We start from the raw sequence: 14,431 nt of genomic DNA, 5'->3' as shown, positions 1-14,431 counted from the left end.
TTGCATACAAGGCTTTCCTACGCAGTAGGAAAGCCTTTTCTTATTTTTGAAATTTAATTTTATAAGGGGGATTTTATTATGTCACAACAAGTTACAATGTCATTTTCAGTAGTACCACAAGCGAAAACGAAAGATGTATATTCTGTTGTCGATAAAGCAATTGAAGTTGTGCAACAATCGGGAGTTCGTTATGAAGTAGGGGCAATGGAAACAACTTTGGAAGGAGAATTAGATGTACTTCTTGATGTCGTTAAACGTGCGCAACAAGCTTGCGTCGATGCTGGAGCAGAAGAAGTGATTACTTCTATTAAAATCCATTATCGTCCAAGCACTGGTGTAACGATAGATGAAAAGGTTTGGAAGTACCGTGATGAATATGCAAAACCAGAAGCAATCTAAACTTATTACAACTATTTGGCTTATCCTTCTCATTGCGATATGGGAAGGATCTGTTTCATTATTTAAAATCGAACCGTGGATTTTACCAAAGCCTTCTGCCATTGTTCAAGAATTAATTGGGATGAAAGATTTACTATTACCAAATACGATGCAAACACTGCAGGAAGTTATAATTGGACTATTCTTTGCAATTTTATTGGGGACGAGTATCGCAATTATTATGGACGTTATACCGTTATTTCGTATTTTAATAAATCCATTGCTCGTTATTTCGCAAACAATTCCAATTGTTGTACTTGCACCGCTATTTATTATTTGGTTTGGATATGGGATGTTGCCGAAAGTAATGGTCGTAATACTCGTTTGTTTCTTCCCAATTGCGCTTAGTATTTTAGAAGGTTTTCAAACAGTAGATAAAAATATGCTGAAACTGTTACAAACAATGAAGGCGACGAAATGGCAAGTTTACCAGAAAGTAAAATTTCCAGCAGTGCTCCCATACTTTTTCTCAGGTTTAAAAATTGCAGTTACATATAGCGTAATGGGAGCAATTATCGGAGAATGGCTCGGTGCAAGTGAAGGATTAGGCGTTATGCTTACGAGGGCTACAAAATCCTTTTTGACTGCCCGAGTATTTGGTGTTGCAGCAATCATCGTTATGGTGACATTATGCCTGTATTTTATCGTAGAGTTTATGGCAAGAATAACAGCACCATGGATATATAGAAAGGACGGCAGAAAATGAAAAAAGGTTTGAAAGTTATGTTAGCTGCCTTAGTAGCGGTAGGTGTGGCTGGATGTAATCCGGCGAAGAAAGAAGAAAGTGCAAGTAAAGATCAAAAAGTAAAAGTAGTATTAGATTGGTTTCCAAATACGAATCATACTGGCTTGTATGTAGCGAAAACGAAAGATTATTACAAAAAGCAAGGATTAGATGTAGAAATTATTCAACCAGGTGACAATGTAACAGCAGAGCAAATGATAGCATCAGGAAAAGCAGACTTCGCAATAAGCGCACAAGAAAATGTAACGTTAGCTCGTGTAGAAGGAATTCCTGTTGTATCTGTAGGAGCGATTATTCAGCATAACACTTCAGCGTTTGCATCGCTTAAGAAAGACAATATGACGTCACCGAAAGATTTTGAAGGTAAACGTTACGGCGGCTGGGGAGGACCAGCAGAAGAAGCGACATTAAAGACGATTATGGATAAACATCAAGCTGATTTTAATAAAGTTGAAAAAATCATCTTAGGACAAACAGATTTCTTTAAATCAATTGGCCGTGATGCAGATTTCGAATGGATTTATTACGGTTGGGATGGTATTGAAGCGAAGCGTCAAGGAAAAGAGTTAAATACGATTATGGTGAAGGACTTAGATCCAGCGCTTGATTTCTATAGTCCTGTTATTATTACGAGTGAAAAACATACGAAGCAAGATAAAGACTTTGTGAAAAAGTTTATGAGTGCAACGACAGAAGGTTATAATTTTGCAATTAAGGAACCGAAAGAGGCTGCTGATATTTTAATTAAAGCTGTTCCAGATGTGAATAAAGATTTAGTTCAAGAAAGCCAAAAATGGTTAAGTACGAAGTATCAAGATGATGCTAAAGCATGGGGAGTACAGAAGGAAGAAATTTGGACGAATTACATGAATTTCTTATATGACAACAAAGTTATTAAGAAGAAAATCGATGTAAAAGATGCTTTTACAAATGAATTCCTTCCAAGTGAAAAATGAGCGGATTACAAATAAAAAATATAGTGAAATCTTTCGACGGAAAAAATGTATTAGAGAATATTAGTGCCTCTATACAAGAGGGAGAGTTTGTTTCCTTTGTAGGACCGAGTGGTTGCGGGAAAAGCACATTATTAAACATGATTGCAAATGTTGAAAAACCAACAAACGGGAACGTAACGTATAACGATAAGCAAGTACAAGAACAAGATGTTGTTAGTTATATGCCACAACAAGATTTATTGCTACCGTGGCGATCAGCTTTGCAAAATATCGTTCTTCCATTGGAAATCGAAGGGAAACCGAAAAAACAAAGGCTAACAGAGGGAATGGAAGCATTAAAGCAGTTCGAACTAGATGAATATGCAGACCATTATCCAGATGAATTGTCTGGTGGTATGCGTCAAAGAATTAGTTTTCTGCGCACATATTTATGTGAAAAGCCAATTATGCTACTTGATGAGCCTTTTGGTAAATTAGATGCATTTACAAAAATGGAAGTACATAGCTGGCTTTTAAACTCTTGGCATCAAGAGAAGCAAACAATCGTTATGGTTACACATGACCTAGATGAGGCAATCTTGCTTTCAGATCGCGTATTTATTTTATCTCAAAGACCAGCTTCAATAGTTGGCGAGGTACAAGTGAAATTACCTAGGCCGAGAACGATGGATATGTTAACATCACTCGAATTAAAAAAGGATAAAGAAGAGATTTTAAGTGTGTTAGCTCCTTATATGAAAAAATAGAAAAAGCTGATGTTTTAATTTTAGACGAACGGACTAATCATTTGGATGTAGAAACTAAGATGGCTTTATAGGAAGCATTACAACAATACAAAGGAACGGTTTTAATTGTCTCACATGAGCCTTCTTTCTATGAATCGTGGATAACAAAAGTATGGAATATAGAAGATTGGAATGCTGAACAATATGAATAAAGAAAAGGCATTAGCTTTTATGAGCTAATGCCTTTTCTTTGTGATTAACATGATTTTCGAGAACTCTTACATGAGAATTGTATGAAGAAGCACTCTTATGGTGCGCTTATAAGCGTGCTTTTTCTTTTGTTATATTTATAATAATACGAAAGCCTTTCCCTAACAGGTGACTATCTTTCTTTATATATATAGATAGTTCAAAATGGAATGAAAATAATTCCTTTATGTAAAGGATAATATGGATATTATAGGAAGACAATAGAAATTAAAGGAAATCCATGTAAAATTCAAATGAACTTCATATAAACTTCATATTAGAAACTAAATATAATTATAACAAGTTATTGAGATGTTTTTGATTTTTCATAAAATTAAAAGTTTGAATTTAGGAGGTATTGCTCAAACCTAAATTCAAACTTCAGTGAAGTAATTAATGGATATTACGTCTAGTTTTCGCTAATGACGGCATTTAAAAGTTCGGCAGAATTACCTGTTCCTGCACCGCCAATTGTAATAGATCCACCAGGAGGAATTTCACCATTCCATCCTGCGTTCGTAATTACATAATGATTATTTGTTTTACTACTAATTTTAGAATCCCAAACTTGTGTTAAATTGCCGCTATAATCAAATTCTAATTTCCAATTTTTAATAGGGTTCGTTCCATTATTTTTGATTATAATCGAGAAGTTATAACCGCTGCCCCAATTCGAAGTGACTGAAAATGTAGCAGTACCATTTCCATCAGGAGGTGTCGTATTAGCTTCATCCGTTTTGACAGTAAGAGCGGTAGGTTGTGATTTATTTCCAGCAGCATCTTTGGCAATTATTGAAAATTTGTATTCCGTATTAGGTTTTAAGTTTTTAATTGTAATGCTATTTGTTGTTGTACTCCATTTCTCTTCTCCAGCAGTAATTTCATATTCCGTAACTCCTACGTTATCAGTAGATGCAGTCCAGTTTAATTGAACTGAGTTTGAATTTTTATTCGTAACTACAATGTTTTTAACATTCGTTGGTGGCTCAGTATCTTTTTGATTAATAGGTCCACCAAGTAATTCTTTTACTAGCGTATCAAGTAATTTTGGACCACTGCAACTATATTTTGGACTTGTACGGCAATCTCCGCTTAGTTCCCAAAACATTGCTCCACTTAAACCTTTCGTCTTTATATAGTCTGTTTTGTATTTCATAGATTCATTGTCATCGTAGCTAATAAATGTGCCTGTAGTTGCATTATATAAGTAAGGTACTTTAGCTGTGTCATTCCAGTAGCGTACAAAACCATTTTTATTAACGTAATTGGCTGCTAAATCACCGTAATCATAGACACCTGTGTCACCGGTAGAGTAATCATCCCAAGTACCTTTAGAAGCAAGTTTCCCATCACTACCTGGTTTGCAAGGTTGATATTGTCCGTTATTTTCTTTGCCACAACTTTTCCAGCCACGTCCGTAAAAGGGTACGCCTAATACTAGTTTATCGACTGGAACACCTTCATTTGTATAAACATTTATAGCACCATCTACGTAAAAATTCGTATTTGCTGCTGGATCATTTGGATCCTTATATAGAGCTGCATTATGATTAGAAGTAGCTTCCCATCCGCCGTGGAAATCATATGTCATAATATTAATCCAATCGAGTATTTGAGAAATTTTCTTTAGTTCTGTATGATCAGCGTAGCGTTGGCTTGCACCTGAAGCGATTGTTAGTAAATATTGTTTGCCATCTTCAGCACCTGCTTTATTCAAAGCATTTCGGACGTCTTGAAGAAGGAGAGTGAAATTTTGTTTATCTTCAGGACGATAACTACCACCAGGAATCGTTTCAACGCCCGGATATTCCCAGTCTAAATCTACGCCATCAAACCCATATGCGCGAAGAAAAGCTACTGTAGATTCAGCAAATACTTTTCTTGTTTTTTCATCAGCGGCCATATCAGAAAAGCGGTTAGACCAAGTCCAGCCACCAACGGAAATAATTGTTTTTAAGTGAGGATATTTAGCTTTTAATCGTTTTAGTTCCCCGAAATTTCCGCAACGGGCATATTTATCGCAATCTTCCCAAGTTGTCCCTGAGCCAGGATACGATTTGGTAACATCAGCCCATGGTTCCCCGAGTACGAGAGTACCATTAGGAACCTCTTTATTTTGCAATGGTACACCAGATTCTTTACAGTTCCACGTTTGTTTATTTGGATTATCAGGATGAGTAGAAGGGTTTCCATGTTTTCCATTCCAACAAATATCCGCGAAAGCATAGTTAAGGTGAGTAAGTTTTGATGCATCAATGTCAGCAACTTGATAATTACGTCCGTAAACGCCCCACGAAGGAAAGTACCCAACAATTTTTTGACTTTGCTTTGGTGAATCTGCTAATGCGAGATTTGGAGTAATAAAATTTGTGAGAAAAAGAGGTAAGAAAAGTAGTAGGGATAGTAATAGCAGTGTGAATTTTTGAGACCTCATAGCCATTTCTCCTTTCAAAATAAAAGATATATTTAAAGGCATACGCCAATAAATCAAAATGAATCTAGACGTGTGAAACGTCTAGATAAAATGATCAGACATCACGAAGTCTATACAAGGGAGCTGGGGGTGATTAAATCGTAACAAATGTAAGATTTAGTGTAAACGCTTTATTAAGTTGAAAAAGACTTTCTCAATACAAAAAGGCTTGAATACAAACTATATATGAAAACGAAAGATTGGTATGGGAGGAAATAGCTCATTATAAATAAATTTGAGAAAAAATTGTATGGAGCCAATTATTAAAGACGTAGAAAGATAAGGAAATATCATGTAAAATAATAGTAAAAATATGTAAAGGAGGGAATAGTGTGGATGTGTTTTTGAACATTGCTGAAGAAAAAATTCGACAAGCAATACGGAATGGTGATCTTGATTATCTTCCGGGAAAAGGAAAACCACTACAATTAGAAGATCTTTCAATGGTACCTCCAGAACTTAGAATGAGTTATAAAATTTTAAAAAATGCGGGAATGATTCTACCAGAAATGGAACTACAAAAAGATATATTAAAAATAGAGGATCTAATTGCTTGCTGTTATGATGAAGCAGAGAGAAAAGAATTACAAGAAGAGTTAACAGCAAAAACGCTTCGTTTTCAGCAGGTAATGGAAAAGAGAAAGATTAAAGATAGTTCAGCTTTTCGTATGTATCAAGACAAAGTATTTCGTAAATTACGCTAAGAGGGATAAGATGACTACATTTAAAACGATAGAAGAATTAGCGACCTATATCGAAGAACAACAATTGGTACTTCTGTTTATTAAAACGGAAAATTGTGGTGTTTGTGATGTTATGCTAAGAAAAGTAAATTGCGTATTAGAGAATTATGATTACGTAGAGAAAATAGAGATATTACTACAAGACATGCAGGAGATTGCGGGGCGATATGGAGTATTTACAGGGCCAACAATTTTATTATTTCATAATGGAAAAGAAATTCTTCGTGAATCACGCTTCATTTCACTTGAAAATCTAGAGAGAACCATTCAATTATTCGAGGAATAAGGGAGGCTTTTAAATGGAATTTATTATTGTCATACTATTATTTGTTGTAGTTGGAACAATCGTAACAGCAGTTCGATCGAACAAAAAGAAGGTAAATCTTACAAAACAAAATAACATTCATAATTCATCTAACAGCTCATCACCATTATTTTTCTTTGCTGGATCTGATAATGATAGCTCGCATGATGGCGGCTCACATGATTGTGGAGGATCTTTTGGGGGAGATAGCGGAGGAAGCTGTGGTGGCGGTGGTGATTGATAAAAATGCGCCTTATATAGGCGTATTTCTTTTTAAACAAACGTTTGATTAGTCGGCTTACATATGCATAAACACAGTTAAACAAACGTTTGTTTAATATTTTTAACATACTAAGGGGAATGGAAATGAAAAGGGAACCGAAAGTGAAAAATAAGGGGAAAGTAGTGTTATTTTTATTAGCTGCGGGAGGCGTATTTCTTGTTAAATTAGCATTTAAATTTGGAACCATACATATGATTCGAACTTGGTTTGAAAGTACGTTTTCTTAAATAAGGAATATAGCCTCTTGCGATAGAGGTTTTTGATTTGTTATTATTAGACTGAACGGTCGGTTTAAAGAGGTGTGAATATGAGAAGAAGCGCAGAAGAGATAAAGAAAGAAATTGCATATAAAGCAGAAAGTCTATTTTCACAGAAGGGCTACGCAGCTACATCTATGGAAGAGATTTGTGAAATTACAGAGCGAAGTAAAGGAAGTATTTATTATCACTTTAAAAGTAAAGAAGAATTATTTTTATTTGTAGTGAAACAGCATACGTATGATTGGATTGAAAAATGGAATGAAAAAGAGAAGTTGTATAGCACTAGTACTGAAAAACTATATGGTCTCGCGGAATATCATGTAGAGGACATACAGCAACCAATTTCAAATGCAATAGAGGAATTCTCTATGAGCCAAGTTGTAAGTAAAGAGATTCTGGATGAACTGTTAGCTTTAACTAGAGAATCATATGTTATGTTTGAGAAATTAATTGAAGTAGGTATACAGTCTGGAGAGTTCCGTGAAGATAATACTCGTGATCTTATGTATATTGTAAACGGATTATTATCAGGACTTGGAGTGCTTTACTACGAATTAGATTATAAAGAGCTGAAACGTATTTATAAAAAGGCAATAGATGTATTGTTAAAAGGAATGGCAGCTGAATAATAGGTCAGTTGCTTTTCTTACAAAATAAATTAGACCGAACGGTCGGTTTATGAAAGGGGAATGAAAATGAACGCTTTATTTAAAAACCGAGCATTTATGCTCGTTATGGCGTCTGATATTTTACAACAATTTGCAATTTGGATCAGAAATATGGCTCTTTTGTATTTTATAATGGAGCGAACGAATAATGATCCAGTTTCTGTTTCGTTGTTATCAGTTATGGAATATGCACCTATTTTTATTTTCTCGTTTATCGGTGGTGCGCTAGCTGATCGCTGGAATCCGAAAAGAACAATGGTCGCTGGAGATGTATTAAGTGTACTGTCTATTATAGGAATTGTCTTGTTGTTAAAGCTGGATTATTGGCAGGCTATATTTTTTGCAACACTCATTTCCGCGATTGTAGGTCAGTTTTCTCAGCCCTCATCTTCGCGTATATTTAAGCGCTATGTAAAAGAAGGAGAGGTAGCAAATGCGATTGCATTTAACCAAACATTACAGTCATTATTTCTGATTTTTGGACCAGTGGTAGGATCGCTTGTGTATACACAACTTGGTTTATTTACATCACTATATAGCTTAATCATTTTATTTTTGTTATCTGCTATCGCCCTTTCATTCTTACCAAAATGGGTTGAAAAAGAGCAGGTGGCGAGAGACTCATTAAAAAATGATATAAAAGAAGGTTGGAAGTATGTTCTTCATACGAAAAATTTACGTATGATTACGATCACTTTTACAATTATGGGTTTAGCTGTTGGATTAACGAATCCATTAGAAGTATTTCTTGTAATTGAACGTTTAGGTATGGAAAAAGAAGCTGTTCAATATTTAGCGGCAGCTGACGGAATAGGTATGTTACTCGGTGGTATTGTTGCTGCAGTTTTCGCTTCAAAAGTGAATCCGAAAAAGATGTTTGTATTCGGTATGGGTATATTAGCCCTTTCATTTTTAGTAGAAGGGCTATCTACATCATTTTGGATTACTAGTTTCATGAGATTTGGAACAGGTATTTGTTTAGCTTGTGTTAATATTGTTGTCGGTACGCTTATGATTCAACTTGTACCAGAAAATATGGTTGGAAGAGTAAATGGAACGATTTTACCACTGTTTATGGGGGCAATGCTAATTGGAACTTCATTAGCTGGAGGATTAAAGGAACTAACTTCACTAGTTACTGTGTTTTGTATAGCGATGGCACTTATTTTATTAGCGATAGGGCCAGTTGTACGTATGCAAATAAAGAAAGAAGATATCGCTAACAAAGAGGCACTAACAAATTCATTAGCTTCAAAATAACTATTGTAAGGGAGCAATATTGCTCCTTTTTTCTTTGAGGAACTTTTGACAACTATATGAGCCAATTATATACTGATGTTGTAAAAACGATTTTACAGGTTAGGAGCAATGGTGTGAAAAATCAAATCTATGAATTACGCACTGAAAATAATATTTCACAAGGCGCATTAGCTGATAAATGTAAGGTTTCTAGACAAACGATAAATGCAATTGAGAATAATAAATATGATCCAAGCTTAGCGTTAGCGTTCCGTTTAGCTGAAGTATTAGGAACAACTGTTGATAAATTATTTTTGTACAAGCAGTAGAGTCGTTCATTATAAGGCGCACCTTTAAAAATAAAAAAGATCCTCTTCTTATGAGAAGAGGATCTTTTCTTATAGCGTTTTAGTCTTTGGACTAGGTGGTGTAACGGATGTATTATTTTCTGGAACTCTAGTTAGTAAGAATCCTCCGATAATAAATAGAACAATAATACTAAGAACACCAGCGTTTGTTTTTCCTGTTAATTGCGTTGTAACACCGACTAATACCGGACCCATAATTGCGGCAAACTTCCCAAATATATTATAAAATCCGAAGAATTCATTAGCAGATTCTTTTGGTACTAGTTTTGCAAAGTATGAACGACTTAGTGCTTGAATACCACCTTGAGATGTAGCAACTAACATTGCTAAAATCCAAAAATCAAGTGTCGTTTTTAAAAAATAAGCATATGTGCAAATAATGATATAAATAATGATACCGACATATAGCATTTTTTTGCCAGTAAATGTTTCAGATAATTTTCCGTATAGTAAAGCAAATGGACAAGCGACAATTTGTGTTACAAATAATATGATTAATAGATTCGTTGCACTAATACCGAGATCGGTTCCGTAAGCGGTAGACATAGTAATAATTGTATCGACTCCGTCAATATAGAAAAAGTAAGCGATTAGAAACATAAATACAGTTTTATATTCTTTAATATTTTTAAAAGTATCAGCAAGACGTTTGAAGCTCATTCTAATAGGTCTTGGATGACGCTCAATATAGTGTGTTTGCTCTACGTTTTTTAGCATTGGAATTGTAAATAACCCCCACCAAAGAGCTGTTATTGCAAAGGAAATTTGACTAGCAATGCCGACCGATAAGGGAATAGTTCCTTTTTGAGAAAGAATAATAAGAGCGATACAACCGATAAAAGGAATTGTACTCCCGATATAACCTAATGCAAATCCTCTTGTAGAAATTCGGTCCATTCTATCTTCAGAAGTGACGTCTACTAAAAATGCATCATAGAAAATGTTTGCTCCAGCAAAGCCGATTAAGGCGAGCATATAGCACCCTAGCAATAAGTACCACTGAGAGGTTGGAACGACTGCTAACATACTTGTAAATACGATACCGAGTCCAAAGAAGAATGTGAAAAAACGTTTTTTAAATCCTTTATAATCAGCAACTGTGCCAAGAATAGGAGCAAGTATAGAAATTAAAAGTGTTGCGAATGAGTTTGCATATCCCCAATATGCTGTTGAAGTTGCCCCAGATAGTCCAGCTTCTTTTGCAGCTGCTTTAAAGTAAATTGGAAATAATGCAGTTGTAATGACGAGCGAGTATACAGAGTTCGCCCAATCGTATAATATCCAGCTTTTTTCTTGTCTGGACATTTTTTTCATATAATGTTCCCCCTTAAATTTGTTTTACTAACAGTGTACAAAAATAAAAATTATAAAAAGAGAAACAGTGATGAATTTTACATAACTTTTACATATATACACAGTTCTTTACAATTGGAGTAAATCCTCTACAATTGCTCCGTCTGTTTCACCTAAGTGTAAACCGAGTAGTCTAGCGGATAGTTGGACCTTCATCAATAAGTCTCATATACGGGACGGTAAAGCCACTTTTTATTCCTTTCCCAGCAGCGATAAAAATTGTTTCATAGTTAGGTTTTGTTGGAGAGTATCCATGCGTACCAAATGTATATTTTTTACTAGGCGTAACATCTTTTTCAGTAATTTCTTTTATAAAATCTCCTGTATAGTTTTCAGTGAAATAATACCCTTCTCGTGCTTCTAACATGAATAAACAATTAACGTCTGCACCGCAGTCTTTGGCAGCTTCATCATGAAGTATAAATTCAATTCCGTTTTGTTTATTTTGAAGTAGTTCTTCAAGGAGTAGTTGTACCTCCCGGATTGTATCCGTATCATTTTTGTCCCTTACATATACATAGGCAGAGCCGTCGCAACTTTGGCAATAGGCTTTCCAGTCTACTAATTTTCCTTTTTTATTAAGAGATATAAGTCCTCTTTCATGGAATAGCACATTTAATTGGATGGATTTGTTTTCACTTAAAGCGCTATGATCACCAAGGGCAATAATTGTACTTTCTTCGTATAGGTCACTTTCTTTTAGTGCTTGAATAATTTTCCCTAGACGTTCGTCGTGTCTCTGGATAGCAGCTGTTGTTTCGTTAGATTCAAAGCCGTGATAGTGTCTTTGTGTGTCTAGATCGGTGAAATGTACGAACATGACATTAGGCTTTTTCGTCTGGATTGTATGCACAGCAGAGGCGAGGACGAAATCATCCAGCTCTGGTTGTGATAAACCATTTCTTATATGGCCGAAACGACGATTTAAATCTAATTGGTATAGTGGGCTACCGCTAAATAAGGAAACTAACACTTGATTTTGCCAAGGTCTATTGGGGAAAATTTCTGGTAAATTGTAATCGATGTTCGCTCTTCCAGTAACAGGCCATAGAAGGGCAGCTGTCGTTAAATTTGCTTTGCGCGCTTCATCATACAATGTTGTTCCTTTTATTGATTTTCGGTACCAATGCCAATCAGGTGATTCACGCCCTGGTTGAAGTAACGTATTGCTAACAACACCGTGCTTGTTAGGGTAATTACCAGTTACGATTGTTGAGTGGCTTGGATATGTTACAGAAGGATAAATTGGTTCTACTTTTTCGACAACCGTGCCCTTTTTTATTAGAGATTGGAAATGAGGTAGTTTTTGTAGTATAGGAAAATCTAAAGCTGATAAACAGTCGAATGATAAAATGATGACGTGGTTTGTTAATGCTTTATCCATAAAGTTCCCTCCTGATTATATAAAACCTATTATTATATATTACTATTAACACCTAGTAATAAATACATATATTTAGGTGAAAGTTTATTATTTATTTTCAGAAAAATTAAACATATAATTAAGTATAAGGGAATCTATGGAGGGAGGGAACACTATGGATTGGTTAGATGGATTTGGTATTTTTTACATCATTGGCGGAATCACGATTATCCTTGTATTTACTATTTCATATTTACTAAAGAAACGGTTTCCAGACAAACAGTTTGATATTATATTTGCACTTAGTTTAATACTTCTTTGCTTAGCGTCCTTTCCCGTTACAATGATGGTTATTGGTGGGTGGGAAGGAATGGGATATGGATTTATTGGTTTCTTCGTCCTAATTGGTACACTTATCGGTATGATTGCACATCAACTTGTGAAAATTACGCGGAAAAGCTACGTATAAAACTACAAAAAATGAAAAGGATATATAAAAATAAGAAAATTAGCTATTGTTTTAAAAAAGAATTTGTATTATGATAATCAACAAATTTATTTCGTTATAACGATGAAAAAGGACTAGTACATGTTCAACCTTTTTAGCAGAGAGAGAATCCGTCAGGCTGAAAGATTCTTAAAAAGGCAATATGGAACCTGCCTTTGAGTTCTGCATATGCAGCGGGAATTTCCCGTTATCAAAAAGAGAGCATGCGCAATTTTTGTGCATGAATCAGGGTGGTAACGCCGGCAAAGCTCGGTCCCTATTTAGGGACGCGGGCTTTTTTGTATTTTCTAGAAGGAGGAAGACTGACTATGGCAAAAGAACAAGTGCAAGCCATTACGAAGATGGAAGAGGACTTTGCGCAGTGGTATACCGATATTGTAAAAAAAGCCGAACTTGTTGATTATTCAAGTGTAAAAGGGTGCATGATTTTACGTCCGTATGGCTATGCCTTATGGGAGAATATGCAGAAGGTGATGGATGAGAAGTTAAAAGGAACTGGCCATGAAAATGTATATATGCCAATGTTTATCCCAGAGAGTTTATTGCAAAAAGAGAAGGATCATGTTGAAGGATTTGCTCCTGAAGTAGCATGGGTTACGCATGGTGGAGATGAAAAGTTAGCGGAAAGACTTTGTGTACGTCCTACATCTGAAACTTTATTCTGTGAGCACTTTTCAAAAATTGTGCAATCCTATAATGATTTGCCAAAGTTATATAATCAGTGGTGTTCAGTAGTTCGTTGGGAGAAGACAACTAGGCCGTTCCTTCGTACGACTGAATTTTTATGGCAAGAGGGTCATACAATCCATGAAACGGCAGAAGAATCGCAGGCTGAAACATTAAATATTTTAAACTTATATGCTTCTTTCTGTGAGGATTATTTAGCAATACCAGTTATTAAAGGACAAAAAACAGAAAAAGAGAAGTTTGCTGGAGCAAAGGCAACTTATACAATTGAAAGTTTAATGCATGATGGAAAAGCACTTCAAACAGGAACCTCTCATAACTTTGGCACGAATTTCTCAGAAGCATTTGATATTAAGTTTTTAGATCGTAACGGTAAGTGGCAATATGTGCACCAAACATCTTGGGGTGTATCAACAAGAATGATAGGCGGGCTAATAATGGTTCATAGTGATAATAATGGACTTGTAATGCCACCAAAAGTCGCTCCAGTGCAAGTTGTTATTGTACCGATTGCTCAGCATAAAGAAGGAGTTTTAGCAAAAGCAATAGAGTTACAAGAACATATTCAAAAGGTTGCACGAGTAAAAATAGATGCTAGTAATAAAACACCAGGCTGGAAATTTAATGAGTATGAAATGAAGGGGATTCCAATTCGATTAGAAGTTGGCCCTAAAGATATTGAAAAGAATCAAGTTGTACTTGTAAGAAGAGACACGAAGGAAAAAGAGTTTGTACCAATGGATCAATTAGAAGAACGTATTCCAGCATTACTTGAAGAAATTCATATTGCTTTATTTGATAAAGCAAAAGCATTTCGCGATGAGAATACGTATGTTGCGACAAATTTCGAAGAGATGAAAAAAATAGCTGACGAAAAGCAAGGCTTTATTAAGGCAATGTGGTGCGGGGAATTAGCTTGTGAAGAAAAACTAAAAGAAGAAGTTGGAGTATCTTCACGTTGTATGCCTTTTGAGCAAGAGCATTTAGCTGAAGAATGCATTTGTTGTGGTAAAGAAGCTAAACAAATGGTGTATTGGGGAAAAGCGTATTAATACTTTTTCTGATAGGT

Annotated in this window: 15 protein-coding genes, 2 pseudogenes and 1 other annotated feature; of the genes and pseudogenes, 14 read left to right on the top strand and 3 right to left on the bottom strand. The window is 35.3% G+C overall.

What is annotated here, in order from left to right; translation table 11 throughout:
- Positions 1-78: 78 nt before the first annotated feature.
- The 5 genes and pseudogenes from QCI79_RS10945 to QCI79_RS10925 all read left to right on the top strand — a co-directional run.
- Positions 79-399: an MTH1187 family thiamine-binding protein gene (locus tag QCI79_RS10945; RefSeq protein ID WP_000082906.1), complete on the top strand. Its 321-nt coding sequence runs from the start codon at positions 79-81 to the stop codon at positions 397-399.
- Positions 371-1,144, top strand: coding sequence for an ABC transporter permease (locus tag QCI79_RS10940; protein ID WP_001057166.1), 774 nt, complete (start codon positions 371-373; stop codon positions 1,142-1,144). The genes QCI79_RS10945 and QCI79_RS10940 overlap by 29 nt, the downstream gene beginning before the upstream one ends.
- Positions 1,141-2,139 (top strand): ABC transporter substrate-binding protein, encoded by a 999-nt coding sequence (locus QCI79_RS10935; protein WP_000715568.1) that lies wholly within the window; start codon positions 1,141-1,143, stop codon positions 2,137-2,139. The genes QCI79_RS10940 and QCI79_RS10935 overlap by 4 nt, the downstream gene beginning before the upstream one ends.
- Positions 2,136-2,885 carry an ABC transporter ATP-binding protein gene (locus QCI79_RS10930; protein WP_000016078.1) on the top strand — a complete coding sequence of 250 codons (750 nt, stop codon included), beginning with the start codon at positions 2,136-2,138 and terminating at the stop codon, positions 2,883-2,885. Before QCI79_RS10935 ends, QCI79_RS10930 begins: the two co-directional genes overlap by 4 nt.
- Positions 2,882-3,076: pseudogene (locus tag QCI79_RS10925) on the top strand (P-loop NTPase family protein); the annotation flags it as partial. The gene QCI79_RS10930 and the pseudogene QCI79_RS10925, both read left to right, overlap by 4 nt.
- 446 nt (positions 3,077-3,522) lie before the next feature.
- Here QCI79_RS10925 and QCI79_RS10920 read toward each other — a convergent pair.
- A complete protein-coding gene (locus tag QCI79_RS10920) occupies positions 3,523-5,547 on the bottom strand; it encodes a glycosyl hydrolase family 18 protein (protein WP_021728709.1) in 2,025 nt (674 codons plus the stop codon).
- 371 nt (positions 5,548-5,918) lie between these two features.
- Between QCI79_RS10920 and QCI79_RS10915 the strand changes: the two genes are divergently transcribed.
- From QCI79_RS10915 to QCI79_RS10885, 7 genes are all read left to right on the top strand, one after another.
- Positions 5,919-6,290, top strand: a complete 372-nt coding sequence (locus QCI79_RS10915; protein WP_000382372.1) for a DnaJ family domain-containing protein — start codon at positions 5,919-5,921, stop codon at positions 6,288-6,290.
- Between the two features lie 10 nt (positions 6,291-6,300).
- Positions 6,301-6,615 carry a thioredoxin family protein gene (locus QCI79_RS10910; protein ID WP_000206517.1) on the top strand — a complete coding sequence of 105 codons (315 nt, stop codon included), beginning with the start codon at positions 6,301-6,303 and terminating at the stop codon, positions 6,613-6,615.
- Positions 6,616-6,628: 13 nt separating this feature from the next.
- Positions 6,629-6,874 (top strand): hypothetical protein, encoded by a 246-nt coding sequence (locus QCI79_RS10905; RefSeq protein ID WP_000394369.1) that lies wholly within the window; start codon positions 6,629-6,631, stop codon positions 6,872-6,874.
- 125 nt (positions 6,875-6,999) lie between these two features.
- Positions 7,000-7,143 carry a hypothetical protein gene (locus tag QCI79_RS10900; RefSeq protein WP_000817981.1) on the top strand — a complete coding sequence of 48 codons (144 nt, stop codon included), beginning with the start codon at positions 7,000-7,002 and terminating at the stop codon, positions 7,141-7,143.
- An 80-nt stretch (positions 7,144-7,223) separates the two neighbouring features.
- Complete coding sequence (locus QCI79_RS10895) at positions 7,224-7,805, top strand: TetR/AcrR family transcriptional regulator (protein WP_001254434.1); 582 nt, start codon at positions 7,224-7,226, stop codon at positions 7,803-7,805.
- A gap of 66 nt (positions 7,806-7,871) precedes the next feature.
- A complete protein-coding gene (locus QCI79_RS10890) occupies positions 7,872-9,104 on the top strand; it encodes an MFS transporter (protein WP_000992568.1) in 1,233 nt (410 codons plus the stop codon).
- Between the two features lie 56 nt (positions 9,105-9,160).
- Positions 9,161-9,412, top strand: coding sequence for a helix-turn-helix transcriptional regulator (locus tag QCI79_RS10885; protein WP_002023181.1), 252 nt, complete (start codon positions 9,161-9,163; stop codon positions 9,410-9,412).
- A gap of 69 nt (positions 9,413-9,481) precedes the next feature.
- Here the strand turns inward: QCI79_RS10885 and QCI79_RS10880 are convergent, their stop codons facing one another.
- Entirely contained in the window at positions 9,482-10,765 is a 1,284-nt protein-coding gene (locus QCI79_RS10880) for an MFS transporter (RefSeq protein WP_000738812.1), read from the bottom strand.
- 108 nt (positions 10,766-10,873) lie between these two features.
- Positions 10,874-12,188, bottom strand: a pseudogene (locus tag QCI79_RS10875) (alkaline phosphatase family protein).
- A gap of 154 nt (positions 12,189-12,342) precedes the next feature.
- On the opposite strand from QCI79_RS10875, the gene QCI79_RS10870 reads away from it, so the two are divergent.
- Both QCI79_RS10870 and proS read left to right on the top strand, forming a co-directional pair.
- Entirely contained in the window at positions 12,343-12,636 is a 294-nt protein-coding gene (locus QCI79_RS10870; RefSeq protein WP_000383858.1) for a YesK-like family protein, read from the top strand.
- Between the two features lie 93 nt (positions 12,637-12,729).
- Positions 12,730-12,936 (top strand) — a binding site (T-box leader).
- A 47-nt stretch (positions 12,937-12,983) separates the two neighbouring features.
- Positions 12,984-14,414, top strand: a complete 1,431-nt coding sequence (gene proS, locus QCI79_RS10865; RefSeq protein WP_001040992.1) for a proline--tRNA ligase — start codon at positions 12,984-12,986, stop codon at positions 14,412-14,414.
- Positions 14,415-14,431: the final 17 nt, after the last annotated feature.

It is taken from the genome of Bacillus cereus group sp. MG1, assembly GCF_040460035.1.
Classification (GTDB): Bacteria; Bacillota; Bacilli; order Bacillales; family Bacillaceae_G; genus Bacillus_A; species Bacillus_A cereus.
The sequence above is the reverse complement of the archived record's forward strand: the minus strand, read 5'-3'. Positions and strand labels throughout refer to the sequence as shown.

Bases quoted from the DNA above. Each gene is read 5' to 3' on its own strand.
- QCI79_RS10870 (WP_000383858.1), top strand. From the start codon at position 12,343: ATGGATTGGTTAGATGGATTTGGTATTTTTTACATCATTGGCGGAATC.
- proS (WP_001040992.1), top strand. From the start codon at position 12,984: ATGGCAAAAGAACAAGTGCAAGCCATTACGAAGATGGAAGAGGACTTT.
- QCI79_RS10930 (WP_000016078.1), top strand. From the start codon at position 2,136: ATGAGCGGATTACAAATAAAAAATATAGTGAAATCTTTCGACGGAAAA.
- QCI79_RS10920 (WP_021728709.1), bottom strand. From the start codon at position 5,547: ATGAGGTCTCAAAAATTCACACTGCTATTACTATCCCTACTACTTTTC.
- QCI79_RS10940 (WP_001057166.1), top strand. From the start codon at position 371: ATGAATATGCAAAACCAGAAGCAATCTAAACTTATTACAACTATTTGG.
- QCI79_RS10935 (WP_000715568.1), top strand. From the start codon at position 1,141: ATGAAAAAAGGTTTGAAAGTTATGTTAGCTGCCTTAGTAGCGGTAGGT.
- QCI79_RS10885 (WP_002023181.1), top strand. From the start codon at position 9,161: ATGAGCCAATTATATACTGATGTTGTAAAAACGATTTTACAGGTTAGG.
- QCI79_RS10910 (WP_000206517.1), top strand. From the start codon at position 6,301: ATGACTACATTTAAAACGATAGAAGAATTAGCGACCTATATCGAAGAA.
- QCI79_RS10945 (WP_000082906.1), top strand. From the start codon at position 79: ATGTCACAACAAGTTACAATGTCATTTTCAGTAGTACCACAAGCGAAA.
- QCI79_RS10895 (WP_001254434.1), top strand. From the start codon at position 7,224: ATGAGAAGAAGCGCAGAAGAGATAAAGAAAGAAATTGCATATAAAGCA.
- QCI79_RS10880 (WP_000738812.1), bottom strand. From the start codon at position 10,765: ATGAAAAAAATGTCCAGACAAGAAAAAAGCTGGATATTATACGATTGG.
- QCI79_RS10900 (WP_000817981.1), top strand. From the start codon at position 7,000: ATGAAAAGGGAACCGAAAGTGAAAAATAAGGGGAAAGTAGTGTTATTT.
- QCI79_RS10890 (WP_000992568.1), top strand. From the start codon at position 7,872: ATGAACGCTTTATTTAAAAACCGAGCATTTATGCTCGTTATGGCGTCT.
- QCI79_RS10905 (WP_000394369.1), top strand. From the start codon at position 6,629: ATGGAATTTATTATTGTCATACTATTATTTGTTGTAGTTGGAACAATC.